The organism is Acidovorax sp. JMULE5 (assembly GCF_013376875.1).
Classification (GTDB): Bacteria; Pseudomonadota; Gammaproteobacteria; order Burkholderiales; family Burkholderiaceae_C; genus Acidovorax; species Acidovorax facilis.
Genome location: NZ_CP035951.1, coordinates 2088318 through 2114647, shown reverse-complemented (window position 1 = coordinate 2114647; position 26330 = coordinate 2088318). Strand labels below are relative to the sequence as shown.

General features: G+C 64.8%; 25 protein-coding genes and 1 pseudogene. 8 read left to right on the top strand and 18 right to left on the bottom strand.

The genetic code is table 11. The features are described from left to right. Positions 1-7: 7 nt before the first annotated feature. From EXV95_RS09505 to nagZ, 7 genes and pseudogenes are all read left to right on the top strand, one after another. The gene (locus EXV95_RS09505) at positions 8-376 is read left to right on the top strand and encodes a DUF4845 domain-containing protein (protein WP_176886634.1); all 369 of its coding nucleotides are present in this window, start codon (positions 8-10) and stop codon (positions 374-376) included. Next, positions 376-1059, top strand: a complete 684-nt coding sequence (gene rnc, locus EXV95_RS09500) for a ribonuclease III (RefSeq protein ID WP_176886633.1) — start codon at positions 376-378, stop codon at positions 1057-1059. The genes EXV95_RS09505 and rnc overlap by 1 nt, the downstream gene beginning before the upstream one ends. Then, on the top strand, positions 1056-2060 hold the full coding sequence (era, locus tag EXV95_RS09495; protein WP_176886632.1) for a GTPase Era: 1005 nt from the start codon (positions 1056-1058) through the stop codon (positions 2058-2060). The genes rnc and era overlap by 4 nt, the downstream gene beginning before the upstream one ends. A gap of 90 nt (positions 2061-2150) precedes the next feature. After that, complete coding sequence (recO, locus tag EXV95_RS09490; protein WP_176886631.1) at positions 2151-2915, top strand: DNA repair protein RecO; 765 nt, start codon at positions 2151-2153, stop codon at positions 2913-2915. Beyond that, positions 2912-3697, top strand: coding sequence for a pyridoxine 5'-phosphate synthase (locus EXV95_RS09485; protein WP_176886630.1), 786 nt, complete (start codon positions 2912-2914; stop codon positions 3695-3697). Before recO ends, EXV95_RS09485 begins: the two co-directional genes overlap by 4 nt. A 58-nt stretch (positions 3698-3755) precedes the next feature. After that, the gene (acpS, locus tag EXV95_RS09480; RefSeq protein ID WP_121505760.1) at positions 3756-4151 is read left to right on the top strand and encodes a holo-ACP synthase; all 396 of its coding nucleotides are present in this window, start codon (positions 3756-3758) and stop codon (positions 4149-4151) included. A 73-nt stretch (positions 4152-4224) separates the two neighbouring features. Continuing rightward, positions 4225-5315 (top strand): annotated as a pseudogene (nagZ, locus tag EXV95_RS09475) (beta-N-acetylhexosaminidase). Positions 5316-5459: 144 nt separating this feature from the next. Here nagZ and EXV95_RS09470 read toward each other — a convergent pair. The 12 genes from EXV95_RS09470 to EXV95_RS09415 form a co-directional block, all read right to left on the bottom strand. Beyond that, complete coding sequence (locus EXV95_RS09470; protein WP_176889007.1) at positions 5460-6116, bottom strand: mechanosensitive ion channel family protein; 657 nt, start codon at positions 6114-6116, stop codon at positions 5460-5462. A 62-nt stretch (positions 6117-6178) separates the two neighbouring features. Further along, the gene (locus EXV95_RS09465) at positions 6179-7213 is read right to left on the bottom strand and encodes a diguanylate cyclase domain-containing protein (RefSeq protein WP_055399441.1); all 1035 of its coding nucleotides are present in this window, start codon (positions 7211-7213) and stop codon (positions 6179-6181) included. Positions 7214-7281: 68 nt separating this feature from the next. Next, positions 7282-8826: a lysine--tRNA ligase gene (gene lysS, locus EXV95_RS09460; protein ID WP_176886628.1), complete on the bottom strand. Its 1545-nt coding sequence runs from the start codon at positions 8824-8826 to the stop codon at positions 7282-7284. Between the two features lie 84 nt (positions 8827-8910). Beyond that, entirely contained in the window at positions 8911-9522 is a 612-nt protein-coding gene (locus tag EXV95_RS09455) for a sugar transferase (RefSeq protein WP_176886627.1), read from the bottom strand. Position 9523: 1 nt separating this feature from the next. Beyond that, positions 9524-10693 (bottom strand): DegT/DnrJ/EryC1/StrS aminotransferase family protein, encoded by a 1170-nt coding sequence (locus EXV95_RS09450; RefSeq protein WP_176886626.1) that lies wholly within the window; start codon positions 10691-10693, stop codon positions 9524-9526. Positions 10694-10736: 43 nt separating this feature from the next. Then, positions 10737-11435, bottom strand: a complete 699-nt coding sequence (locus tag EXV95_RS09445) for a class I SAM-dependent methyltransferase (RefSeq protein ID WP_176886625.1) — start codon at positions 11433-11435, stop codon at positions 10737-10739. Next, entirely contained in the window at positions 11432-12463 is a 1032-nt protein-coding gene (locus EXV95_RS09440) for a glycosyltransferase family 2 protein (RefSeq protein WP_176886624.1), read from the bottom strand. The genes EXV95_RS09445 and EXV95_RS09440 overlap by 4 nt, the downstream gene beginning before the upstream one ends. Before the next feature lie 6 nt (positions 12464-12469). After that, positions 12470-13525 carry a glycosyltransferase gene (locus EXV95_RS09435; protein ID WP_176886623.1) on the bottom strand — a complete coding sequence of 352 codons (1056 nt, stop codon included), beginning with the start codon at positions 13523-13525 and terminating at the stop codon, positions 12470-12472. 1 nt (position 13526) lies between these two features. After that, positions 13527-14105 (bottom strand): acyltransferase, encoded by a 579-nt coding sequence (locus tag EXV95_RS09430; RefSeq protein ID WP_176886622.1) that lies wholly within the window; start codon positions 14103-14105, stop codon positions 13527-13529. After that, positions 14089-15321 (bottom strand): lipopolysaccharide biosynthesis protein, encoded by a 1233-nt coding sequence (locus EXV95_RS09425; RefSeq protein WP_176886621.1) that lies wholly within the window; start codon positions 15319-15321, stop codon positions 14089-14091. The genes EXV95_RS09430 and EXV95_RS09425 overlap by 17 nt, the downstream gene beginning before the upstream one ends. Beyond that, positions 15318-17231 (bottom strand): nucleoside-diphosphate sugar epimerase/dehydratase, encoded by a 1914-nt coding sequence (locus tag EXV95_RS09420; RefSeq protein WP_176886620.1) that lies wholly within the window; start codon positions 17229-17231, stop codon positions 15318-15320. The genes EXV95_RS09425 and EXV95_RS09420 overlap by 4 nt, the downstream gene beginning before the upstream one ends. Positions 17232-17271: 40 nt before the next feature. Further along, positions 17272-17913, bottom strand: a complete 642-nt coding sequence (locus tag EXV95_RS09415) for an LON peptidase substrate-binding domain-containing protein (RefSeq protein WP_176886619.1) — start codon at positions 17911-17913, stop codon at positions 17272-17274. Between the two features lie 78 nt (positions 17914-17991). On the opposite strand from EXV95_RS09415, the gene EXV95_RS09410 reads away from it, so the two are divergent. After that, positions 17992-18540 (top strand): YggT family protein, encoded by a 549-nt coding sequence (locus EXV95_RS09410; RefSeq protein ID WP_176886618.1) that lies wholly within the window; start codon positions 17992-17994, stop codon positions 18538-18540. Between the two features lie 276 nt (positions 18541-18816). Here the strand turns inward: EXV95_RS09410 and accD are convergent, their stop codons facing one another. From accD to EXV95_RS09380, 6 genes are all read right to left on the bottom strand, one after another. Beyond that, a complete protein-coding gene (gene accD / locus EXV95_RS09405; RefSeq protein ID WP_055399419.1) occupies positions 18817-19689 on the bottom strand; it encodes an acetyl-CoA carboxylase, carboxyltransferase subunit beta in 873 nt (290 codons plus the stop codon). 122 nt (positions 19690-19811) lie between these two features. Continuing rightward, positions 19812-20621, bottom strand: coding sequence for a tryptophan synthase subunit alpha (gene trpA, locus EXV95_RS09400; RefSeq protein WP_055399417.1), 810 nt, complete (start codon positions 20619-20621; stop codon positions 19812-19814). Further along, positions 20622-21905, bottom strand: coding sequence for a tryptophan synthase subunit beta (gene trpB, locus EXV95_RS09395; RefSeq protein WP_121420750.1), 1284 nt, complete (start codon positions 21903-21905; stop codon positions 20622-20624). It abuts the gene before it with no gap. After that, positions 21883-22635: a phosphoribosylanthranilate isomerase gene (locus EXV95_RS09390; RefSeq protein WP_176886617.1), complete on the bottom strand. Its 753-nt coding sequence runs from the start codon at positions 22633-22635 to the stop codon at positions 21883-21885. The genes trpB and EXV95_RS09390 overlap by 23 nt, the downstream gene beginning before the upstream one ends. Continuing rightward, positions 22632-23453: a tRNA pseudouridine(38-40) synthase TruA gene (truA, locus tag EXV95_RS09385; protein ID WP_176886616.1), complete on the bottom strand. Its 822-nt coding sequence runs from the start codon at positions 23451-23453 to the stop codon at positions 22632-22634. Before truA ends, EXV95_RS09390 begins: the two co-directional genes overlap by 4 nt. Positions 23454-23502: 49 nt before the next feature. Further along, positions 23503-26160 (bottom strand): FimV/HubP family polar landmark protein, encoded by a 2658-nt coding sequence (locus EXV95_RS09380; protein WP_176886615.1) that lies wholly within the window; start codon positions 26158-26160, stop codon positions 23503-23505. Between the last annotated feature and the right edge of the window lie 170 nt (positions 26161-26330).

Below are 26330 nucleotides of genomic sequence, written 5' to 3'. Positions count from 1 at the left end.
GAAACACATGCATATCAAACGCTCTACCAGCCCATTTCGGCAACGTGGTTTGTCTTTCTTTGGTTTGGTGTTCGTCGGGGTATTCGCCGTGGCTGTATTTGCGATTGGTGGACAGTCTGTCCCCATTTTTCTGGAGTATCAGGCGATCAACAAGGCTGCAACTAAGGCTGCCAAGGAGGCCTCCACTGTGTCTGATGTCCGAGCCAGCTTTGACCGTGCGGCGGCCATTGACAACATCAGCTCCATACAAGGCAAGGACCTGGAAGTTGCCAAGCGGGGCGACAACAAGGTCGTGGTTTCCTATAAGTATTCCCGTGAGATTGCGTTAGCGGGCCCAGCCTTCCTTGTCTACCGCTTTGAAGGACAGACCAAGTAGTGCTTCCCGGTCTTCAAGCGTTGCAGGCGCGCCTGCAGCATGTTTTCTCCGATCCATCCCTTCTCCAGCGCGCTACCACGCACCGCAGTTTTTCGGCCGACCACAATGAGCGGCTGGAGTTTCTGGGTGATTCCGTGTTGAATCTGGCGGTTGCGAGCCTGCTGTATCGGCAGTTGTCGGCGTTGCCGGAAGGCGATCTCTCTCGCGTGCGTGCCAACCTCGTCAAGCAGGACACGCTTCACCAGCTGGCGCTGGGCCTCAAGATCTCCGACGTGCTGAGATTGGGTGAGGGCGAGTCCAAATCGGGCGGCCAGCAACGTCCTTCCATCCTGGCCGACGCGTTGGAAGCACTGATTGGTGCGGTGTACCTGGATGCCGGGTACGCGAGTGCCGAAGCGTTGGTGCACCGCCTTTTTCAGGGCGTGGAGATCAACCCGCAGATGCAGGCTGCATCCAAGGACGCGAAAACTGCATTGCAGGAGTTGCTCCAGGGCCGCAAAATGAAGCTGCCGCAGTACAAGGTCGTCGCCACAGTGGGCGCTGCGCACCGCCAGACCTTCGACGTCGAGTGCGATATTCCCGAACTGGGCCTCACCGAACGCGGCATCGGTGGCTCCCGCCGGGCGGGCGAGCAGGCCGCCGCGGCTGCCATGCTGGCCACATTGAAAGCAAAGAAATTATGAATGATGCTACCAAAGATGTAGCGGATGAAGACGGTCCAACACGCGTTGGTGCGCAAAATGACCTCGAAGCCATGCTGGCGGCAGCAGGCTCCCCGGCCGCCGTGCCTGGCCAGCGCTGTGGCGTGATCGCCATCGTGGGCAAGCCCAACGTGGGAAAGTCCACGCTGCTCAATGCCCTGGTGGGGCAGAAGATCAGCATCACCTCGCGCAAGGCGCAGACCACGCGGCACCGCATTACCGGTATTCGTACGCGCGAGCAGACACAGTTCATTTTTGTGGACACGCCGGGTTTCCAGACGCGCCATGCCACCGCACTCAACAAGTCGCTGAACAAGACCGTGATGGGCGCGATTGGCGACGTGGACCTGATCCTCTTCGTCGTCGAGGCCGGCAACTTCACGTTGGCCGATGCCAAGGTGCTGTCGCTGTTCAAGCCCGGCATCCCCACGCTGCTGCTGGCCAACAAGCTTGACATGGTGCACCGCCGCGCCGAGCTGGCCCCCTGGCTCAAGAGCATGCAGGAGCGCCACCCGTTTGCCGAGTTTGTGCCCATGTCGGCCAAGAACAAGGGCGACATCGAGCGCCTGTTCGGCATCTGCGCCAAGTACCTGCCCGAGCAGGGCTGGTGGTACGGCGAAGACGAGCTGACCGACCGCAGCGAGAAGTTTCTGGCGTCCGAAACCGTGCGCGAGAAGCTGTTCCGCTTCACGGGCGACGAACTGCCTTACACCTCTACCGTGGTGATCGACAAGTTTGAGGAAGAAGCCAGCAAGCAGCACAAGCGCCTGGTCAAGATCGCTGCCACCATCGTGGTCGAGCGTGACAACCATAAGATGATGGTGATCGGCGACAAGGGCGAGCGCCTGAAGCGTATTGGCACCGAAGCCCGCCAGGAACTGGAAAAGCTCATGGATGCCAAGGTGTTCCTGGAGCTGTGGGTCAAGGTGCGCTCCGGCTGGGCCGACGACGAGGCGCGCGTGCGCTCGTTCGGTTACGAATAATTCCGTGCCCGCCTGCGACCCTGTCTTGTCCGGGCGGCACAAGCTGTCTGGCGCTTGCCAGCCGCATGCATTTCTGCGGGCCTGAAGCCAATGGCTGCCGCCAAGCGCATCTCCGATGAACCCGCCTTCGTGCTGCACAGCTACGACTGGAGCGAGTCCAGCCTGATCCTGGAGGTTTTCTGCCGTCAGCAAGGGCGTGTGGCGCTGGTGGCCAAGGGGGCCAAGAAGCCCAGCTCCAACTTCCGCCCGGTGCTACTGCCGCTCCAGCCCTTGTTGGTGACCTACACGCTCACCGGGGATGGCAGCGCAGACATCCACACCCTCAAGGGGGCGGAGTGGGTGGGCGGCCATGTGATGCCCACGGGTGATGCCCTGCTGTCGGGCATGTACCTCAACGAGCTACTGCTGCGCCTGCTGGCGCGCGCCGATCCACATGCGGCCCTGTTCGATGCCTATGCCGGTGTGGTTCGCGTGTTGGCCAGCGAACATGGTGATGCGTTAGAACCAGTGCTGCGCAGCTTCGAACTATTGCTGCTGCGCGAGATTGGCTTGCTTCCTGGCCTGGATGTTCAGACCATGACGTTGGAGGTCTTGCAACCCAAGACGCGCTACACGCTGGTGCCCGAAGGCGGCCTGCGCGCCTTCTCCTCGGCCGACCGCGTGGGCCTGCTCGGCGGCCAGTGGCAGACGTTGCAACGCGCGCTGGACGACGCGGCCACCTACACCGCCACCTTGCGTGCCTGCGCGCCGGTGGCTGCAGAACTCAAACCCCAGCTGCGCGCCCTGCTGCAATACCATTGCGGCAGCCCCATGCTGCGCACCCGCCAGCTCATGATCGATCTGCAGGCCCTATGAACCAGACCTCACGCACCCCCCACGCCACGGCCCTCTCGGTCAATGTCAACAAAGTCGCCCTGGTGCGCAACACGCGCCACCTGGGCATTCCCAGTGTCACCCGGGCGGCCGAGCTGTGCCTGCAGGCGGGGGCCCAGGGCATCACCGTGCATCCTCGGCCCGACGAGCGGCACATCCGCAGCCAGGACGTGTTCGAGCTGGCCACGCTGATGAAGGCTTGGCCCGACCGCGAATACAACATCGAGGGCAATCCATCTCAGAACCTGATGGACTTCATCCGCAAGGTTCGCCCGCACCAGGCGACCTTTGTACCCGACAGCGAAGACCAGTTCACCAGCGACCACGGCTGGAGCTTTCCGCAGGATGCCGAGCGCCTGGCGCCCCTGATCGCCGAGTGCAAAGCATTGGGCGTGCGCGTGAGCCTGTTCATGGACCCCGTGCCCGAGCAGATGGCCGCCGCCGAGGCGGTGGGCGCTGACCGGGTGGAGCTGTACACCGAGCCCTATGCCGCAGCCTGGGGCACGCCGCAGCAAGACGTTGAGCTCAAGCGCTACGCCGCCGCCGCTCAGGCCGCGCTGGATGTGGGGCTGGGCGTGAACGCGGGTCACGACCTCAACCGTGACAACCTCGCCGCCTTTGTGCGCGAGGTGCCCGGTGTGCTCGAAGTCTCGATCGGCCACGCCCTCATTGCCGACGCGCTGGAGTTGGGCTACGCCGCCACGGTGTTGGCCTACCTGGGCTGCATCCAGTCAGGTTGTGCCGCACAACCTGATAACTCCTGATTTGATAGCTGCTAGTGCTTGATGGATAAGCGCTAGAGTCCATTTTTGTTCAAAAAACATGATCTACGGCATTGGCACCGACATCTGCGACGTGCGCCGCATCGCGGCCAGCCTGGAACGCCACGGCGAGCGCTTTGCCCAGAAGGTGCTGGCCGACGGCGAACTGGCCACCTGGCGCGAGAGGAGTGGCCGTTGGCCCGACCGCGGCCTGCGCTACCTGGCCACGCGGTTCTCTGCCAAGGAAGCGTTCAGCAAAGCCATCGGCCTGGGTATGCGCATGCCCATGACCTGGCGCCACTGCGAAGTGGCCAAGCTTGCGAGCGGCCAGCCCGTGATCGTGCTGCACGGCGCACTCAAGGAATGGTTTGACGCCAAAGGGCTGAAAGCGCACCTGAGCGTGACGGACGAGACCGACTACGCCGCCAGCTTCTGTGTGGTAGAGAAATTGGATTAAAAATGGCCTCTGGCGCTTGATGGATAAGCGCTAGCAGCTATGTTTGTAATAGCAACCTGATGTTTGACACCCTATGACCGAACACGCCCCCTCATCCTCGACGTGGCAGGCACAGAGCTGACTGCCGCCGACCGCCGCCGCCTGGCCCAACCGCTGACCGGCGGCGTGATCCTGTTTGCCCGCAACTGGGAAAACCGCGCGCAGCTGCTGCAGCTGACCAGCAGTATCAAGGCCGTGCGTGACGATCTGCTGATCTGCGTGGACCATGAGGGCGGCCGTGTGCAGCGCTTTCGCACCGATGGCTTCACCCACCTACCGCCCATGCGCGCTCTCGGCGAGATGTGGATGGACGATGGCAAGGGCGCCAAGGCCGTGCCTGGCAGCGGCGCGCTGCGCGCCACCAATGCGGCCACGGCGGCGGGCTACGTGCTGGGTGCGGAGTTGCGCGCCTGTGGGGTTGATTTCTCGTTCACCCCCGTTCTCGATCTCGATTGGGGTGAAAGCAGTGTGATCGGCGACCGTGCCTTTCACCGCGACCCGCGTGTGGTGGCGCTGCTGGCCAAAAGCCTCATGCACGGCCTGCTACAGGCCGGCATGGCCAACTGCGGCAAACACTTCCCGGGGCACGGCTTTGTCAAAGCCGACTCGCACACCGAGGTGCCGGTGGACAAGCGCAGCCTGAAGGCCATCCTGGCCGACGACGCCGCGCCATACCCCTGGCTCAGCAGCACGCTCACCAGCGTGATGCCCGCCCATGTGATCTACCCCAAGGTCGATAGCCGCCCCGCAGGCTTCTCGCAGCGCTGGCTGCAGGACATCCTGCGGCGGCAGATGCGTTTTGACGGCGCCATCTTCAGCGACGACCTCAGCATGGAAGGCGCTCGGCGTCTGGACGGCCAGGTCGTCAGCTACACCGATGCCGCCGTGGCAGCGCTGGAGGCAGGCTGCGACCTGGTGCTGTTGTGCAACCAGAGCGTGGGCGATGGCAAGGCCGTGGATGAACTCATCGACGGCCTGGAACAGGCCCAGAACCAGGGCAGCTGGCAGCCGAGTGTGGACAGCGAATCCCGCCGCCTGGCGCTGCTGCCCGAAACCCTGCCCCAGGCCTGGGATGAGTTGATGTACCAGCCCGCCTATCTGCAGGCCTTGGACCTGTTGCCCTGACGCCGTGAGAGCCCCTGGCACGGAGTCTGGTGCGGCGCCCTCGTCGTTGCCGTGCTCGCCGGGTGTGCAACCCGCCTGCGCCCGCCGCCTAGCGTGCGACCCTGCCAGACCCTCACGCACAGCCGATTTCTCGGCTTCAGTGGACTAGGGCGTGTTGAAAGGCCCTGGCGTGACTGGAGGCGGGGCTGCCGGGGCACTTTCTGCGGCCTCTGCAGCGTTGGCGGGATGTGCAGGCGGTGGAGGCACCCCCTGAAACCTGCGCACCACGCGTTGAAACACCAGCGCATTGGGAATCTGCAGCCAGGCGACCTGGTCCGCCGCAGCGCCATGGTCTTCGAGTGTGGTGTAGAGCAGGTTGATGTCCACCACACGTCCTTTGGCCCCGGGCTTTTCGGCGGTGTCCAGCACCTCGATGTAGTCGCCAATCTTGAAGGGTCGCACGGTGAAGATGAGCAGCGCGCAAAACAGGTTGGAGAGCACACTCCACGCCGCGAAAAAGGCCACGGCCCCGACAGTGGCAAACCCGGTGAACGCGGTCCAGAGCACGGTGGCCGACACCCCCATGCGTTCCAGCACCAGCAGCGCCGCACTGGCAATGATGAGCCAGCGGATCAGCCCGTTCATGGGCACCACCAGTTCGTCGGGCACCTGGTAGTGCGCGCTGGCGCGGCGCACGATGCGGCGCAGCACCCGTTGCAGCAGCCAGGCGACAAACAGGATCAGCAGGATCTGTGTGCCGGGGATGATGACTTCGAGCCAGTCTTGTACCCAGTCGGGAAGGCGGGTTTTCAGCAGCTGCATGCGCGAAACGGCGGTGCGGGCGTTGCGCTCGGTGGCGTCAAATGTGAGGGCAGAAAAGAAACTCAATTGCGCAGTTGCTCCACGGTGTCCATCTGCATTTCAAAACTGAAGAAGCGGTTGCGGCCCTGGGCCTTGGCGGCATAAAGCGCCTGGTCGGCACGCATGATCATGCTTTCGGCGTTGGTGCTGTCGTCAGGCACGCAGGTGGTGATGCCGCCTGACAGCGTGAGGATGTTGCCCAGCGGTGAATCTGCGTGTGGAAGGGCGCGCACCTTGAGCAGCTGTCCCAGGGCCCGCGCGAAGGTCATGGCACCGGAGCGTGGCGTGTTGGGCAGGATGAGGGCGAATTCCTCACCACCGTAGCGTGAGGCGATGTCACGAGGGCGCACGCACACCTCGCGCAACAGGCGGCCGACTTCCTTCAGGCAGGCATCGCCCTGCACATGCCCGCTGGCGTCGTTGAAGAGCTTGAAGTGGTCCAGGTCGCACAGCATCAGCGTGAGCGGCGTACCGTCCCGGCGCGCAGCCAGGATCTCGTTGTGCAAAATGCGGTCAAACCCCCGGCGGTTGACCAGGCCGGTGAGCGCATCGATTTCCACCATTTCGTTGAGCCGCTGGTTGGCCAGATGCAACTCGGCCGACATGGAGACGAGCCTGCGGCGCATGTCCAGCAGCCGGCGCATGGCACGCAGTTTGGCCATCAGCACGATGGGCTTGACGGGTTTGACGAGGTAGTCGTCACCACCCACTTCAATACCGCGCCACACATCGAGTTCGTTGTCCAGGCCCGAGAGGAAGATGATGGGCGTCCAGTCGCCCGCCTCGCTCTCGCGCATCTGCTGGGCCACCCAGTAGCCGTCCTGGCCGGGCAGCCGGATGTCCAGCAGCACCAGATCGGGGCGGTGGGTTTTGAACAGGTGCAGCGCTGCGTTGCCCTCGGGCGCCTCAAAGATGTCTGACACCCCAGCCCGCCGCAGCTCGGCCACCAGCGCTGCGCGCACTGATCCCTGGTCTTCGACCACCAGCACCGAAAAAGCGTTGCCCGAGGGCAAGGGCTGGCTGGCCGGGTAAGGGGCGTTGCTGGAACTGAAGGGCACGGTAGTGTCTCCTTGGGGCCGTCAAAGGGCGGGTCCGGGATGCCCCGAGGGCATCCGGGACGCGCGACTCAGGACTCGCGGCGCAGCGCGGGGAACAGGATCACGTCGCGAATGCTGGGGCTGTCAGTCAGCAGCATCATGAGACGGTCAATGCCGATACCGCAACCCCCCGTGGGGGGCATGCCGTATTCCAGCGCGCGCACGAAATCGTGGTCGTAGAACATGGCTTCGTCATCGCCGCTGTCTTTAGCGGCCACCTGGGCGTGAAAGCGGGCGGCCTGGTCTTCGGCGTCGTTCAGTTCGCTGAAACCATTGCCGAACTCGCGGCCGGTGATGTACAGCTCAAAGCGCTCCGTCACCTCGGGGCGCGCGTCGTTGGCACGCGCCAGGGGCGAGATCTCGGTGGGGTGCTCCATGATGAAGGTGGGCTGCCACAGCTTGTCTTCCACCGTTTCTTCAAAGTACAGCACCTGCAGGCTGGCCAGCGTGCGGGCCGAGAGCTTGTCCTTCTCTTCGGTCATGCCCAGCTTCTTCAATGCGCTGATGAGCCATGCGGCATCGTCCACATGGGCGCCTGCTTCGGTGTGCTGGAAGATGGCTTCGCGGATCGTCAGGCGGGCAAACGGCTGGGTCAGGTCCACCGCGCGGCCCTGGTAGGTCATCTGCAGCGAACCGGTGGCTTTGAGCGCGACTTCGCGGATCAGCGTCTCGGTGAAGTCCATCAGGTCCAGGTAGTTCCAGTACGCCGCGTAGAACTCCATCATGGTGAACTCGGGGTTGTGGCGCACCGAGATGCCTTCGTTGCGGTAGCTGCGGTTGATCTCGAACACACGCTCGAAGCCGCCCACGATCAGGCGCTTGAGGTAGAGCTCGGGCGCGATGCGCAGGTACATCTCCTGCTCCAGCGCGTTGTGGTGCGTCACGAACGGCTTGGCATTGGCGCCGCCCGGGATGGGGTGCAGCATGGGTGTTTCGACTTCGAGGAAGCCGTGGCTCACCATAAAGTCGCGCAGGCCGCTCACGGCCTTGCTGCGCGCCATGAATCGCTTGCGGGCGTGCTCGTCGGTGATCAAGTCCACATAGCGCTGGCGGTATTTCTGCTCCTGGTCGGCCATGCCGTGGAACTTGTCGGGCAGCGGGCGCAGGCTCTTGGTGAGCAGGCGCAGGCTGGTCACCTTGACCGACAGCTCGCCCGTCTTGGTCTTCATCAGCGTGCCCTCGGCACCCACGATGTCGCCCAGGTCCCAGTGCTTGAAGGCGGCGTACAGATCCTCGCCCACGGCGTCACGGGTCACATAGAGCTGGATGCGCCCGCCCACGTCGCCCAGCGAGCCATCCTGCACGGTTGCAAAACTCGCCTTGCCCATCACGCGCTTGAGCATCATCCGGCCTGCGACCGAGACGTTCACTGGCGTGGCTTCGAGGGACTCGTTCGTGGCAGTGCTGTGTTCCAGGTGCAACTGGGCAGCCTTGTGGCCGGGCTTGAAGTTATTGGGGAAGGCAACCCCACCGCCAGTGGCCTGGACTTCGCGCAGAGCGCGGAGCTTTTCGCGGCGCTCGGCGATGAGCTGGTTTTCGTCCTGGGGAGCGGGGGCGTGGTTTTGGTCTGACATAGGTGCCGTCGGTGCGGGGGCGTGAAATGGGGCTGGGTTCAGCCAAACCCCTGATTTTATCGGCTAAGGGGTGCCGACTGGTCCTTATCCCCTGGACGGGCGATCGCCCCACAGCGCGGATGCCGTCTTCACGATGATCTTCAAGTCGCTCCAAAGCGTGTGCGAGCGGGCGTACTCGGCGGCATAGCGCAGCTTGATGGGCAGAATCTGCTCTACGTAAGTGCGCTCTGGATCGCTGCTCTGGCCCAGCAAAGTGCTTTCGTCGCGAAATTCGATGGAGGCGCGGTCCGTGATGCCCGGCCGGACGCTGAGCACCAGGTCCCGCACGGAATCCGGGTAGAGCGCCACATAGTGCGGCACTTCGGGTCGGGGGCCGACAAGGCTCATATGGCCCAGCAGCACGTTGAAAAGCTGCGGCAATTCATCGATCTTGGTGCGCCGCAGCCAGTGGCCCGCCCGGGTGATGCGGGCGTCGGCCCCCACGGTAATCGCAGGCCCCGCAGCTTCTGCACGCGGGTGCATGGTGCGGAACTTGACGATGCGAAACAACCTGCCTGCGCGGCCCACGCGCTGTTGGCGAAAGAATGCCGGGCCGGGCGAATCCCACACCACCCACAGTGCCACGGCCAGCAGCACGGGCGCGAGCAGCAGCAGCCCGAGGGCGGCCAAGACCAGGTCGAACAGCCGCTTGGGCATGTCAGCCCAGCACCTCGTGCAGCGCGGCAATCACTCGGTCCTGATCGCTGTCACCCATGGCGGTGAACAGGGGGATGCTGATCATGACCTTGTAGGCTGCATCGGCCTGGGGGAACATCTCCGGCGTGAGCTGATAGCGGTCCCGCCAGTACGGGTGCCGGTGCAGCGGCACATAGTGCACGCTGGTGCCGATGCCCCGGTCCGACAGCGCTTGGATGACCTCGTCACGCCCCAGTGGTGCGCTCGCCCGCAGTCGGATGACATACAGATGCCACGCGTGGGTGTCGCCTTGAGGTGCACTGGCGGGCAAGGTCAGGGGCAGGGACGCCAGCTGATCGTGGTAGCGGTTTGCCAGGGTTTGGCGCCGCTGCACAAACTGTGGCAGCCGCGCCAATTGCTCCACGCCCATGGCGGCGGCAACGTCCGTCATGTTGTACTTGAAGCCGGGTGCGACCACCTCGTAGTACCAGGCCGGGGTTTTGGAGGTGAAGCGGTCAAATGCATCCCGGCTCATGCCATGCAGGCGCATGGTGCGCATGCGCTGCGCAAGCGCCGGGTCGTGCGTGACGGCCATGCCGCCTTCGCCGGTGGTGATGGTCTTGTTGGCGTAGAAGCTGAACACCGTGACATCGGACTGCAACTGCCCCACCAGCGTGCCGCGCCAGGTGGTGGGCAAGGCGTGGGCTGCGTCTTCCACCACCTTCAGGTGATGTTCTTTGGCGATGGCCAGGATGGCATCCATGTCGCAGGCCAGCCCGCCGTAGTGCACGGGCATGATGGCTTTGGTGCGGGGCGTGATGGCCGCGCGTACCTTGGCCGGGTCGATATTGAGGGTCACCGGGTCCACATCCACCAGTACCGGGTCGGCGCCCAGATAGCGCACCACCTCCACGGTGGCGGTAAAGGTCAGTGTGGGCGCGATCACTTCGTCGCCGGGGCCGATGCCCAGGGCCTCCAGCGCGAGGTGCAGGCCCGCCGTGGCGGAGTTGACGGCGATGCTCTGCAGACCACCGCCGCCCAGGAAGGCGGTGAATGCCTGCTCGAACTCCTTGGTCTTGGGCCCGGTCGTGACCCACCCCGAGCGCATGGCCGCGCTGACGGCATCGATTTCTGCCGGCCCGATGTCGGGGCGGGCGAACGGGAGAAAGGGCAGGTCGGCGGGGGAGTTCATGGGCATTGTGGTGCGTGCTAAAAGGGCCAGAGCGAGGCCGCGCTCAGCGTGGCTTCACGGCCCAGGTCAGGCGGTGGGTACGCAGAAACCACAGCAGTGCGGATGCCGGCGCAATCGCTGGCGCGGGCAGGCGTCGTGCCAGTGGAGGTGCCAGCGTAACGCGGCGGGAGTGTATCTGTGCCCCGGGAAACAGGATGCTCAGTTCGCGCAGTGGAATGCCCTGTACATCGCTGTTGGCGGGGTTGTTGACGACAAAGTCATAGACGAGAACACCGCCGCCGGGCGCGACCCATTGCCAGATCACGTCGGCCAGATGGCGGCGATAGCCCTCGTCAAGCAAGGAGCTGAAGAGTGTGAACGCCAGCACGGCATCCTGGCTGGCAGGCTGCACCGGGGCCAAGGCGGCATCCCCTTCGACAATGGCCACGCCTGCTGGTAGCAAGGCGCGCGCTGCTGCGGCACGTTCGGGAAGAAGCTCCAGGCCCGTCAGGCAAGCGGGCGTGGCGCCCAGCCGCACCAGATCGTGCAAATTGCCCGCACTCCCGCAGCCAACCTCCAGCATGGGCCGCTGGGCCAGGCTGCTCCAGCCGTGGGCCTGCCAGATGCGTGCCATGGCGCGCAGGCGCTCCTGCTGCGCCTGCAGCGCCGCAGCGTTGGCATACAGGCTGTAGCGCGCTTCGTCGGCCGCTGTGTCGCGCCGGGCGTACCGGGCCTTGACGGCCTGGGGTTCGTTGTCGGTCATCGGGTGATGCGTGCAAAGTCGGACGAAGGGGCGCGCGAGCGTGCAATGTCCCACAGTCCTCGCCAGGTGCCCAGGCCGTAGCCCACATGAAACGCCGCAATCGTCGCCGGGAGGCGGGGCAGCAGCCCCCAGTTGCGGGCCGATCGGACTGCCGCCACCGATGCCACCAGAAGATAGGTTGCGTAGGCGAGGCTCAGCGCGGCCCCGGGCCAGGCGGACCAGGGCAACACCACTGCGCTGGCCACTGCGCTGGCCAAAAATGCTGCAGGCACCAGTTGTCGCACGGAGCCCGGCTGCCCATGTTTGCGCATCACAAAAGGCCGCCAGTAGCCGTACTGCCGTTGTTGCGCGAAAAGGTGCCTGAGCGAATTGCGCGGGTGGTAGGTGGAATGGATGAGGCTGCTCTGCCAGATGCGTGCACCCCCCAGGCGCATGCGCAGGTTGTGCTCGTCGTCCTGGTTGCGCACCAGCGTTTCGTCAAACAGCCCGAACCGGTCAAACACGCTGCGGGGCCAGCATCCGAGGTAGACGGTATCCACCTCGCCTTCGTATTGCACATCGCGCGACCGTGCGCCACCCACCACCCACCGGCATTGGAAGGCGGCGGCTATGGCGGCCCCGGTGGGGCCCGTTCCGTGGGCGACCCATGGGCCGCCCACGTTGTCAGCGCTGGTGCGTTTAAGCGCCTGGATGCACTGCGCAAGGTAGTCGGGGGCAAACTGGCTGTGCACGTCCATGCGGGCAATGGTGCCGCCCCGTGCGCGGGCAATGCAGGCGTTGAGCCCGGTGGACACAATGCGGCCGGGGTTGTCCACCAGCACGAGCCGGGGGTCTGCAGCACAGCGCTGCATCAGGTGTTCGCGCGTGCCGTCATCGCTGTCACCGTCTGCAATCAGCACTTCCATGCGCCAGCCCGCCGGGAGTTGCTGGCGAAGGGCGGAGTCACAGAAAGCGTCGATGTGCTGGCGCTCGTTGCGGCACGGCACGATCACGCTGATCAGGTTGTCCAAGTCAAGGCCTGTGGGCATGGGGGGTCAAGGGGTAGGGAGCAGTTGCTGGTACAGCGCGTGCATGCGGTTCATTTGCACCGCGCGGTCGCCGTCTTGCGCTATGCGGGCAGCATTTTGCAGCCCGGCTTGTTCCGCGATGGCGTCATTGGCAATCAGGGCTTCCAGCCGGGCGGCGAGCGCTGTGGCATCTCCGGCTGCAACCAGCCACTCAGCGTCGATCCAGTGCCGGTTGGCCTGCAGTTCGCTGGCCACCACGGCGAGGCCACACGCCATGCTCTCCAGCATGGCGACCGATGTTGCATCGCTGCTGGGCACCGACACAGATATCTTGCTTTCGCCCAGTACCCGGGTCATGCCAGCGTCATCGAGTCGGCCGTGGAACTGCACCTTGTTGTCCAGCTGCGCCGTGTGCACCTGGCTGCGCAGGGCGCCTTCCAGGCTGCCTCCGCCGAGCAGGTGCAAGCGCAGATCGGCGACCGGCAATCGCGCCTGCAGCTGGGCGAACGCTTCGATGATGGTGTCGATGTTGTAGTTGGGTTCCCACGCGCGCAGGCTCACCAGCTGGCTGCCTTGCTTGTGACTCCAGGGAACGGGATGGAAGCGCTGCAGTTCCACACCCCAATGGATTTCCTCGCTCGTGCAGTGGGGTTGAAATTGGGCCACTGCGCTCATCAGGCTGGCGGAGTCGCCCGTGATGAGGTCGGCCTGGCGCAGTATCCAGCCGGTCAGCCAGCGCATCCAGGCGCTTTTGCCGGGGGTGACCAACAGGTCGCTGCCCCAGGCGGTCATCACCAGCGGATGTTTGCCGCAACGTGCGGCCAGATAGCCGTAGGAGGTGACGTAATGGGCATGCAGGAGGTCAGGAGCCAGTTCGGCCACGTGGCGCCTCGTTTCCTGAACGCGGAACAGCCAGTCGAGCGAGCGCTGCACAGGCCGGATGGTCCGCACCGTGACGCCATCGATGGACGCGGGGCGTGCCGTGATCAGCGAAACGCGGTAGCCGCGCTGGAGCATCTCCCGCGCCCACCGCTGGACATGGGGGCTGGTGGCATCGCCCAGCAGGCACAGGTGCGTGGCCATGTCAGCTTGCCCGTGTCCAGGATTCGTAGTGTGGGCGCAGTTCCGGATGCTGCAATAGCAGGCGCTCATCCTGCTCGCGCACATCGCCAATCTGGCGCGCTGGGGCCCCTGCCATGATGGCGAAGTCGGGCACTTCGCCGCGCACCTGCGCGTAGGCGCACACCACCACCCCCTTGCCGATGCGTGTACCCGCTTCGATCAGGCTGTGGGGGCCGATAAAGGTGTAGGCGCCGATCTCCACAGGGGCGCTGATGTAGCCAGGCTTGGGGCCGTCGTGGACGGCGTAGCCACTGCCCAGAAGGCGAATGGCGCGGTGGGAGCTGTGGGTGACGATGCTGACGAAGTTGGTGATCTGTACCCCTTGCCCAATCTGCAGGCCTGCCGTGGCGTCGATGAAGTTGAATTGCCCAATGAACACGTGGTCGGAAAGCCGCAGCCCCTCGGCGCCTTCGATGCAGGTGCTGGGGGCAATGCGGGTGTGGGGCAGGCTGCGACCCATGTGGTCGCTTTCCCCGAACACCATGCGGTAGAACAGCGCCTGCCAGAGGCGACGGCGCCAGCGGTTAAGCACGGCTCTCATGGGGGATGTCCTTCCAGTTTGCCAACGCCCAGAAATAGTAGGCAAAGTAGACCAGCATGCTCGCTGACACGCCCCATCCGGCGCCGGTCAGCCCGCCCAGATGGAGGCCCAGCAGCAGGCCCGCAAAAAACAGGCATTGTCCAACCAACGCCAGGCGCAGCGCCCACGCCTGTGCACCCCAGGCCATGGTGACCACTGCGAGGGGCGATGCCATGAAATGCACGGCGATGTACGGCGCGATGGCCCGGGCCAGTTCCCCGGTCTGCGCCCACTGGGTGCCAAAGGCCAGGGAAAAGATGTCCGGGCCCCAGACAAGCAGCACCGCCGCCAGCGGGCAGGCCAGGGCGGCCAGCCCCAGCAGGGACTGGCGCACCAGGGTGCGCGCTTCGTTGGGGCTCTGCGCCTTCAGAAGGCGGGGGTACAGGGTTTGCGACAAGGCCCCGCCGATGAGGGTCGCAGGGGCCTTAAGGTAGCGCAGCGCCAGCGCCCAGAATCCCGCTGCGGCATCTCCGGTCCAGGCCGCCACCAGCACCAGAGTCAGGGTGTCCTGCAGCGCCCCCATGAAAGCGTGGGGTGTGTTGAGCAACGGAAAGTCCCGGTGCTGTTGGGCCATGGACCGGAGTGTGGCCAACGGCTGGCGCCACAGACCCACCCAGCCACCCGCAGGGGCAGGCCTGGCCAGCATCCATGCCGCACCCAGGCTGGCCAATGTGGCGCCCAGCACCAGACCCAGCGGGCCGGTCTTCATGAATCCGAACAGCAATTGCAGGATGGCGCCACCGCCTTGCTGCAGCAGCCTGGCCGCCGACAGCAGACCAAAGCGCTGGGACCGTGTTGCCCACAGGGTGAGCCATTGCACAGCGCCGCCTGCGAACACCGCCAATGGCAGCGCCCACACCATCGGCATGCCGCGCCACAGCAGAAGCACGGCTGCGGCTGCAGCAGATGCCGTGGTGACAGCGAGCAAGATGCGCGCGCACAGCGCCATGAGCTGGGCGGCGCGCGGCTCGGTGCTTTCGAGGGGGAGTGCGAATTCATAGCGCGCACAGCCCACCACCGCCAGGTTGGTGGCCAGCGCCCACAGCAGTGCAAACTGTCCGAAGTCCTCAGGGCTGTAGAGGCGTGTGAGTGCCGGACCCAGCACCAGCGGGATGGCGTGGGCTGCAACGCTGCCCGTGAGCAGGGTCAGCGTTGCCCGTACAAGTCCCGACTTCATGGCAGTACGGGTTGCGTTTCGGGGTGGTAGCCAGGCACCAGCTGTCGCAGCAGAGCGGTCATGGCGATGGGGTCGCCCGCATGGGCTGCCTTCTGCAATGCCTGGAGCAAGGTCTGCAGCTCCTCCCAGGGGCGGTATTCTTCACGCGCCCGCAGGATGCGGGGGTGGTCGGTGGGGAAGGGATTGTCTCCAATCAGCAGTTCCTCGAAAAGTTTTTCACCCGGGCGCAGCCCGGTGAAAACGATTTCGATGTCTCCTTCGGGGTGCAGATCGTCGCGCACCGTCAATCCCGACAGGGCCACCATGCGCTCAGCCAGCTCCAGGATCTGCAGCGGCTCGCCCATGTCCAGCAGGAACACGTCGCCGCCCTCGGCCATCGCCCCTGCCTGCAGTACCAGCTGGGCGGCTTCGGCAATGGTCATGAAGTAGCGCGTGACGTCCGGGTGCGTCACGGTAAGGGGGCCACCAGCCGCGATCTGCTTGCGAAACAGCGGTATCACGCTGCCACTGGAACCCAGCACATTGCCAAAGCGCACCATGGACAGGCGGGTGGGGCAAGCCCAGGCGGGTGAGCTGTCGGCAAGCTGCGGGAAAGGCGCGCGGTGCGACGCTGCAATCGCTTGCAGCACCATCTCAGCCACACGTTTGGTGGCGCCCATGATGTTGGTCGGGCGCACGGCCTTGTCGGTGGAAATCAGCACGAAATGGTTGGCGCCGCACTCCAGCGCCACCTGCACCATGTTCAAGGTGCCAAACACGTTGTTCAAAATACCTTCGCCCGCGTTGGCCTCCACCATGGGCACGTGCTTGTAGGCGGCCGCATGGTAGATGGAGGTGGGCCGGTATTGCTGGCAGATGTCTGCCATGCGCGCCTTGTGGGTGACGCTGGCGAGCAGGGGCACCAGCGCACATGCATGCTCGCCCTGGTGCGCCAGCGCCGCCAATTCGTGGTGGATGGAGTACAGCGCGTATTCGCTATGGTCTACCAGCAGCAACTGGCGCGGCCCTTCGCGCACGATCTGCCGGCACAGCTCGCTGCCAATGCTGCCGCCCGCGCCGGTGACCAGAACCACGGTGCCCGCCAGATTGCGCCCCAGCAGTCCTGGGTCCGGCGCCACTGGCTCCCGGCCCAGCAGGTCTTCGATTTCAAGGTCCTGGAAGTCCGTGACGGTCACCCGGCCGCTGGCCAGGTCCGACAGGCCCGGCAGCGTGCGGATCCGCACGGGCAACTCGCGCAGGCTTTCGATGATCTGCCGCCGTCGCTCGCGCGTGGTGCTGGGCAGCGCCAGCAGCACGTCGGTGATGCCAAAGCGACGCACCACCTCGGGCAGCGCCTGGGAGGCGTGCACACGCACGCCGTTGATGCTGCGCCCGATCTTGCTGGCATCGTCGTCCACAAACCCTTTGAGCAGGTACTGGCGCATGCTGCCCAGCCCCGCAGCCGTCTGGGCGCCCGCACTGCCAGCGCCGTAGATCAGCAGGCGGTACGGCGCATGGCTGCTGCGCCCTGCCAGCGCCAGCCACCCCAGTGCGCGGCTGGCACCGACCAGCAGCATGAACAGCAGCGGCTGGAGAATGCCGACACTGCGCGGAACGCCCTCCCACTGGGCGGCCAGCAGGCAGCCCAGCAACAGGGCGCCGTAGATGGCCACGGCCTTGCCCGTGGTGATGAGCGCCGTGATCCCCGTGTAGCGGAAGATGGCGCGGTACAGCCCCAGCTTGGCAAAAATCGGAAACGCAAGGGCGGGCGCCAGCGCATACGCCAGCCACTGCATGCCTGAGGGCCAGTGGGGCGTCTCCAGCCTCAGCGTGAAGGCAAGCCACATCGCGATGACACCCAGACAGATGTCCATGGCCACCACCACCATGCGCTTGGCTGCGCGCGACCAGCCCAGGATGCGGTTCAGCATGGGCTATGAGAAGAAGAGGGGGCAGTAGCGATTCGGCGGCTCATTGTGTGGGGGCAATTCCGGTCCGCTCCAGCACATCGCCCACCAGTTCCAGCCGCACCAGCGGGTTGTCCAGCTCCATCAGGCGCTGCTTGAGTTCCAGGGGCACGGGCAAAAGCTCGCACCAGCGGTTGGCCACCCATCCGCAGTCGTCCAGCTGGGCTGCCGTGGGGACAATCGCAGTCGGAGTGTCGGGGTCACGCTGCTTCAGGGTGTGCAGCACCTGGGCGAGCGCTGTCGATGCCTTTCTCAGGTCTTGCGGGATCGGCACCGTCAGATCCGGGTCGATGTGCCCCACATCGGCGATCCACAGGCCATGGGGCAGGTGGCTGCGCTGGGTGATGCGAAAGCGCTGGCTGCCACGGCACAGCAGTGTGATCAGGCCAGGCTGCGGGGTGTCGATCTGTTCGATGACGGCCAGGGTGCCCACATCGGTGAACTGTTCTTCAGGCGCGCCCGCCTGGCGCACTTCGCGGCCTTGCGTGAGGGCGACCACCCCAAAGGGGGCGCCCGCCTGATGGCACTTGCGCACCATGTCCAGGTAGCGCACTTCGAACACGCGCAGGGCGAGCAGGCCACCCGGGAACAGCACGGAGCCCAGAGGGAAAAGGGGCAAGGATGACAAGGTGAGGGGTTGTGTCATGAAAGGGGGATACCTTGGCTCGCTATCATCCCATGGCGCAGCCTGCTTTCGCGGCGGCCCCTTCTTTTTGTCTCATCCATGCTCTACCAGATCGCCTCTTTCCTGCTCGACGTCGTTGGTGGCCTGCTCACCGGGGCATGCCTGTTGCGGCTGTACATGCAGTGGCAGCGCGTGCCGTTTTCCAACCCCGTCGGCGGGCTGGTTTTTGCGCTGACGGACTGGCTCATCATGCCGCTGCGCCGCGTGATCCCGCCGGTGGGGCGCTGGGATGTGTCGAGCCTGGTGGCAGCCGTGTTGTTGCAGCTGGCGCAGTACTTTTTGCTGACCCTGCTGCTGGGCGCCGCCTCGGCATGGGCCTGGCTGCCGTGGCTGGCACTGTTTGGCCTCGCGCGGGTGGCGGTGTCGGGGCTGATTGGCTTGTTGATCGTCTATGCCGTGATGTCGTGGGTGCAGGCGCGGTCACCCCTGGCCGATGTGATTGCCCGGCTGTGCGAGCCCATCCTGCGGCCGTTTCGCCGCATCATCCCGCTGGTGGGCGGTATCGACCTGTCGCCGCTGGCCGTGCTGGTGTTGCTGCAGGTGGCGATGATCGTGCTGGGCCATTTGCAGGCCAGCGTCATGAGGTAGTCCCCCTGAGTCGCCTTCGGCGCCTTCCCCCCTAGGGGGACGACGGCCTCGCTGCGGGGCGGCCCTTGTTTGCCGTCCCTGGTTGGGGTCGCGCCGGTTTCGGCGGCTGCGCATGATGCGCGGCAAATGGATATCTGATACCAAAAATATCAGTGAAATTGACCCCTAGCGCTTATCCATAAAGCGCTAGTAGCTATCAAAATAATAGTATTCTCGCGGCTTTGGCGGGCGCATCACCTCAGCACGAGGCTTTGCGCACGCACCCACCCGGTGGTGTTACATCACTGCGTCAGCAGGCAAACGCTGCAGCATGGCCAGGCTGCTGGCCACGGTGTTGCGCAGTTCACGGCGGTCACAAATGAAGTCCACGGCACCCTTGGTTTGCAGGAATTCGGCGCGCTGGAAGCCTTCGGGCAGGGTCACGCGCACGGTGGATTCGATCACACGCGGTCCGGCAAAGCCGATCAGGGCCTTGGGCTCGGCAATCACGATGTCGCCCACAAACGCAAAACCTGCGCTCACGCCGCCCATGGTCGGGTCGGTCAGCACGCTGATATAGGGCAGGCCCTTCTTGGCCAGGCGGGTCAGCGCTGCGTTGGTCTTGGCCATCTGCATCAGGGACAGCAGGCCTTCCTGCATGCGTGCGCCGCCGGTGGCGGTAAAGCAGATGAAGGGCACCTTCTGCTCGATGGCGGTTTCCACGCCGCGCACAAAACGCTCGCCCACCACGGAGCCCATCGAGCCACCCATGAAGTCGAACTCAAAGCACGCTGCCACCACGTTGATGCTCTTGACCGCGCCACCGATGACGATGAGGGCATCGGTTTCACCCGTGTTTTCCAGGGCTTCCTTCAGGCGCTCGGGGTATTTGCGGCTGTCCTTGAACTTGAGGGCATCCACGGGCAGCACTTCCTGGCCGATTTCATAGCGGCCTTCGGCGTCCAGAAAAGCGTCCAGCCGCGCGCGGGCGCCAATGCGGTGGTGGTGGCTGCAATGGGGGCAAACGTTCTGGTTTTGCTCCAGATCGGCCTTGTAGAGCACCGTTTCGCAGCTCGGGCACTTGATCCACAGCCCTTCAGGCACCTGGCGGCGCTCGGTGGGGTCTGTTTGCTGGATCTTGGAGGGCAGAAGTTTTTCGAGCCAGGACATGGTGTTCTCCTCTTCAGTGGCTCGGCCTGCCGGGGCGCTGGGGCGCCGCAGGGGGCAGGCCGGGTGGAATCTGTGGCGCGCCGTGCCCCGATGAGGGCGGCGCGCCGGGCTGCATTATGCGTCTACGCGTCCATTGCCTTGCGGATGCCGCGCAGGAAGTCGATCGTGATTGGCACCACCTTGGCGTGCTCTTGGTCTTCAATCAGCTGGATGATGCGGCTGCCAATGACCACGGCGTCGGCCACCTTGCCAATCGCCTGGGCGGTGGCGGCGTCGCGAATGCCAAAGCCCACACCCACGGGGATCGTCACATGCTGGCGGATGCGAGGCAGCATTTGCTCCACGGCCGAGGTGTCCAGCGCGCCCGAGCCGGTCACGCCCTTGAGCGACACGTAGTACACGTAGCCGCTGGCCACGCGCGCCACCTGGGCCATGCGCTCATCGGTGCTGGTGGGGGCCAGCAGGAAGATCAGGTCCATGCCGTGCTCACGCAGGCTGGCGGCAAAGGTCTCGCACTCTTCGGGTGGGTAGTCCACGATGAGCACGCCGTCCACGCCAGCGGCCGCCGCATCGCGCACAAAGGCACCTGCACCGTGCTTTTGGTCGTAGCGCTCCACGGGGTTGGCATAGCCCATCAGCACCACGGGTGTGGTGCTGTTGCGCTTGCGGAACTCGCGCACATGGTCGAGCACCTGCACCATGCCAATGCCCAGGCTGAGGGCTTTTTCGCCCGCCTTTTGAATCACCGGGCCATCGGCCATGGGGTCGGAAAAGGGCACGCCCAGCTCAATCACGTCGGCACCGGCCTCCACCATGCCGTGCATGAGTGCAGGGGTGATGTCGGCGAAGGGGAAACCAGCGGTCACATAGGGAATCAGTGCCTTGCGGCCCTGCGCTTGCAGGGCAGAGAAGGTGGATGCAATACGGCTCATTTATTTCACCACCTTGATGGATTGCTCGCCGCCCTTGACGGACTGCCCCTGGCAGCTGGGTCGGCAGTAAAAATCGGCGCCACTCAGGTCGGCCACGGTGCCAATGTCCTTGTCACCACGGCCCGAGAGGTTGACCAGGATCGATTGGTCAGGGCGCATGGTTTTGGCCAGTTTCATGGCGTAGGCCACGGCATGGCTGGATTCGAGCGCGGGGATGATGCCCTCGGTGCGGCACAGGTAGTGGAAGGCTTCCAGAGCTTCCTTGTCGGTAATGCCGACGTATTCGGCACGCCCGATTTCCTGCAACCAGGCGTGCTCCGGGCCCACGCCCGGATAGTCCAGGCCTGCACTGATACTGTGAGTTTCGGTGATCTGGCCATTGTCATCCTGCAGGATGAAGGTGCGGTTGCCGTGCAGCACGCCCGCGCTGCCCTTTTGCAGCGATGCCGAGTGTTTGCCCGACTCCAGCCCTTCGCCTGCCGCTTCCACGCCAATGAGGCGCGTTTTCTCGAACGGGATGTAGGGGTGGAAGATGCCCATGGCGTTGCTGCCGCCACCCACGCAGGCGATCACGGCATCGGGCTGGTCGCCCAGCACCTTTTGCTCTGCCAACATGGCGGGCATCTGGTCGATGCACTCCTTGCCGATCACGCTCTGGAAGTCACGCACCATCATGGGGTAGGGGTGTGGGCCTGCCACCGTGCCGATAATGTAGAAGGTGTTGTCCACATTGGCCACCCAGTCGCGCATGGCCTCGTTGAGCGCATCTTTCAGCGTCTTGCTGCCCGATTCCACGGGCACCACCGTGGCGCCCAGCAGTTTCATGCGGTACACGTTGGGGCTTTGGCGCTTGACGTCCTCTGCACCCATGTACACCACGCATTCCAAGCCATAGCGCGCGCAGATGGTGGCCGTGGCCACGCCGTGCTGACCTGCGCCCGTTTCTGCAATCACGCGGGGCTTGCCCATGCGCTTGGCCAGCATGGCCTGGCCGATCACGTTGTTGATCTTGTGAGCGCCGGTGTGGTTGAGGTCTTCGCGCTTGAGGTAGATCTGCGCGCCACCCATTTCGCGGCTGGTACGGGCTGCGTGGTAGATGGGTGATGGGCGACCGACGAAGTGCTTGAGTTCGTAGTGAAACTCGGCCAGAAACTCGGGGTCGTTTTGGTAGCGCGCGTAGGCCTCGCGCAGTTCCTGGATGGCGTGGGTCAGGGTTTCGCTGACGAAGCTGCCGCCGTAGGGGCCGAAATGGCCGGAAGTATCAGGTTGCTGATAGGAATTCATGGGGATTCTTTGCAAGTTGTGCATCGGCCGCCCGCACGGCGGCAACGAAGCGTTGGATCTTCAGTGCGTCTTTGATGCCCTTGATGGGCTTTCCATCGGGGCCATCGGCTTCGACGCCGGAACTGACATCAACCGCCAGCGAGAGACCCCGCGGACGGACTTGCAAAATGCCATCGGTCACGTTTGCAGGCGTGAGTCCACCAGACAAAACGAGGTGAGAGCTGACGCTTGGTGGAAGGAGTGACCAATTGAATGCCTTGCCGCTGCCGCCAAAACCTTCGACATGGGCGTCGAGCAGGATGGCCTGGGCGTGAGAGTAATCGTGGGCGTATTTTACGAGGTCAAAGCTGGCCGCACCGTCGCCCAGGGGAATTCGGGCGGCTCGCAGGTAGGGGCGTGCGCCTTGGTGGGTGGCGGCCAGGCAATCCTCGGGAGATTCATCACCGTGAAACTGGACCGTAGCGCCTGCTACTAAAGCGCTGGCTGCTATCACATTGGTAGCATATTCGTTCGCGAACAGCAAAACTGGTGTGACAAAGGGCGGCAGGCGTCTGGCCAGTTGTGCTGCGCGTTCGGGTGTTACCGCACGCGGGCTGGGGGCATACAGCACGAAACCCACTGCATCGGCGCCTGCCGCCACGGCGGCATCCACGTCCTGCTCGCGGGTCAGGCCGCAGATTTTGATGCGGGTGCGTGCATGCGGCAGCTTGGAGATGTCTTGTGCGTTCATGGCAACCAATCATACGCAGCCGTGCGCTGGGGCAAGCCCCAGGCGGCGTCATAGACCGGGCCTTGAAAAAACAGCCCATCCGGCGAAAACGTGGGCGCTGCCGCATCGCGGGATTTGGCGGCGAGCACCTGCGCCACCCATTCAGGAGGCTGGTTGCCCTGGCCCACGGCAATCAGGCAGCCCATGATGTTGCGGATCATGTGGTGCAAAAACGCGTTGGCTTCGAACTCAAAGCGCCAGTAGCAGGAGCTCCAGCCCAGCTCCGGGTGTGGTTCTCCCAGACCCCGGCGCGTAATGTCGATGCGCTGCAAGGTCTTGACGGGGGACTTGGCCTGGCACGCCGACGCACGAAACGAGGTGAAGTCGTGCTCGCCCAGCAGGTAGTCCGCAGCTTGCCGCATCGCTTGGTGGTCTAGCGGATGGAAAACCCAGCCCACGCGACCGGCGTCCACACTCGGCCGCACGGGGGACTGCAGCAGCACATAGGCGTAGCGCCGCGCGACCGCGCTGGCACGGGCATGGAAGCCGTCCGGCACGGGCTGTGCCCATTGCACGGCAATATCGGCAGGAAGAAAGGTGTTGGTACCCCGTACCCAGGAGGAGGGCGGGCGGTTCAGCGGCGTGTCAAAGTGCACCACCTGCATCAATCCATGCACACCTGCGTCGGTACGGCCTGCGCACAAAGTGCTGACAGGGTGCGTGGCAAAGCGGCCCAGGGCCGCTTCGAGCTTGTCCTGAATCGTGTTGCCCGACAGCTGGCTTTGCCAGCCGCTGTAGGCCTGTCCGTTGTAGCTGACACCCAGCGCCACCCGCGTCATGGGGCGGCCTGGGGGTGGGGAAAGCGCGCCGTGGGAGAACCCGGCTGCATCAGCCCAGTTCGGCCAGCATACGCTGGGCGCGGGTCTTGAGGGCGCCGCTGGATTCGGCCACCACTTCTTCGATCAGCGTGCGAGCACCGTCGGTGTCGCCAATGGCGTTGAACTCTTCGGCCAATGCCAGCTTGGTAGCCAGCGGATCATCCTGCGCCGCAGCCGAGCCGTCATCGACGAACTCGGGTGCCGGAGCGGGTGCCTTGGCCGCAGGGGCTGCCATGGGCTTGGACGGTGCGTTCAGGTCCAGAGACAGTTCGCCCAGATCAAATTCCATGGGGCCGGAATCCTTGGCGTCGCCTGCCAGCGGCATGGGGCCAGATGGCGCCATGCTCAGGTCGTCTGCGCTCGGGAAGTCGAGGTTGGCGACGGGCGGAGGGGCCATCATCGGGCCGGGGGCTGTATCTTGACCACCCCAGGCTGGGGCCGTTGCAGAGGGCAGCTCTGGCAAATCCAGTTCCGGGCGCAGTGTTTGTGGTTCATCGCTGGCATCGGCGTCCGTAGTGCGACGGGTGCCACCTGCGGCCGCGGCCGCAGCTGCAGCGGCCGCCGCTGCAAACCCGCCTGGGGGTGCTGGTGCCACCGAGGGAGCGTCGGTCAGTGCGTCATCTGGCAGGTCCAGATCGAGATCCAGGTCGAGATCGGGGGGGAGTGCCGCCGTGGCAGCCGCATTGCCAGCACCGCCGGTGAAGGTGCTCGGGAAGCCACCTGGGGGCAGCGATGGAGACTCGTCCTCGGCCATGCCGGGGCGGCCGCCAGGCTGGTACAAGCGGTTCTCGGGGTCAAGGTCGCGGCCGAGTTCGGCAATGCGGTTCCAGTCCGGGCCTTCGCCCTGCGTTAGCTTGAACACATCCCCTGCCACCGCTTCCAGTGCCTTGCGGTCCTGGCGCTTGGCGTAAATTTCGCCGAGCTTCACATGGACCGACACGCGGGCCGGATTGTGGCGAATCGCTTCCTTCAGGATTTCCTCGGCCTGCAGGTCGCGGCCATAGGCCAAATAAACGTCTGCCTCCGCCACGGGATCCACATCGCCGCCAGCATCAAGCTGGCTCGGGGAGTAGGCCATGGACGAGCCGGTCGTCATTTCGCTGTTGGCGGTATCCACGCGCTGTCCGCCGCTGGCACCGAAGAATGAATCAGGCTGGATGCGGCTTTCCAGGAACGAGCTGTCTACGCCAGCGTTCTGGCGGCGACGCTGCACCACACGGTACGCGCCATAACCCAGCAACAGGGCCAGCAGGCCACCACCGGCCAGGGGCAGGATCGGATCGTCCATGAGGCCGGAAAGGAAACTCGGCTCTTCAACAGGAGCTGGTGCTGGCGCAGGCGTCCGTACGGGGGCTGCGGGTGCGGACGCGACGGGAGCAGGTGCAGAGGCGGGTTCGGAGGCTGCCTCGGCAGGAACAGCAACATCCGCTGGGGCACTGGCTGCGGGCACCGGAGCCGATGCTGGTGTTTCAGGCATGGCGGGTGCTGTGGGCGTTGCGGGGACTGCAGGGGCCTGCACGGCCACGCCAGCGGGGGCGCTGGCACCGCTAGCAGGCGCGGCACTGCCAGCAGCGGCCGATGCTGCGCCCAGCTTGTTCAGGTCGGTAATGTTCTTGGACAGTTCGGCCATCCGTGTGGCGGCCTCGCTGGCTTGCTTGTCCTTGGCGAGCTGGTCCTCGGCGGCCTTCTGGCCCTTCACGGAGCCTTTGGACAGCGTCAGCTTGTCGGGTGCGGTCGTGGCAGGTTTCTTGTCCTCCACGCGGGTCTGCACCGTGCCTGACGCAGAGCGCTCTGCAGCGGCCACTGCCGTGGTCGGTGCGGCACCTGCCAGCTTGCGACGGAATTCGTTGAAATCCTTGGCCTGGGCTGCCAGGATCTGGCGTGCCTCGGGGGCGGGGGTTGCCTGCGCCGCAACTTCATCGGGCATCTGCAGTACCGCGCCAGCTTTGAGGCGATTGACATTGCCTTGAATGAATGCGTCCGGGTTCGCACGCATCATGGCAACCAGCATCTGATCCAGAGACACGCTGGCGGGGCGGTAGGCATTCGCCAGGCGGCCTGCCGTGTCACCAGTCTGCACCTTGACGCCGTCTGCGGGGGTTGGACGAGGAGCTGCGGCTGCCGGGCGTGGTGCTGGCGGTGCAGCAGTGGCAGGGGATTCGGTGGCGCGCGGGGCGACCGGTGCGCGCACGGCGGGCGCCGACGGCGCGGCAGGTGCCGAGATCTGAGGGGACGCCGTCACATTCGGTGCAGTGCGGCGCAGTGCTGGCGGGTCAAACAGCATGGTATAGCTGCGCACAATGCGGCCCGAGCCCCAGTTGGCGTCCAGCACCAGATCGAGGAAGGGGTCGTTCACCGGGCGATCACTCGTCAGACGCAGCACGGCGGTGCCGTCTGGGCGACGCTGCAGCTGGATCTGCAGGTTGTTGATCGCGGGCGTGTATTCCATGCCCTGGGCTCGGAAAACTTCCGGGGTAGCCGTCGTAGCGCGCAGGGTGTCGGCTTCGGCGGGGGTGATCTGGGGCAGGTCAATTTCGGCGCGCAAAGGCTCGCCCAAGGCAGACTGCACGGTGATGCGGCCCAACGCCAGGGCCGAGGCGTCGCCAGCGTAAAAGCCAGCGGACGCTACGGCCGCAGCCGCCAGGACAGAAAATTTCCAACGATGCATGTTTGCCAACAACTGATTAGGTTTTTGTGCGGCTCGGTCGAGCGGTGCTTTTTTTCTCATGGTCTGGTCCCGCCCCGGCGCGTGAAAATATGTAAAAAGCACCATAGCATCAATGTTTTGCACTGACAAGCTGAGGTGGCTCTGAAGCTTTGAGCGAGGTTCAGACGCAC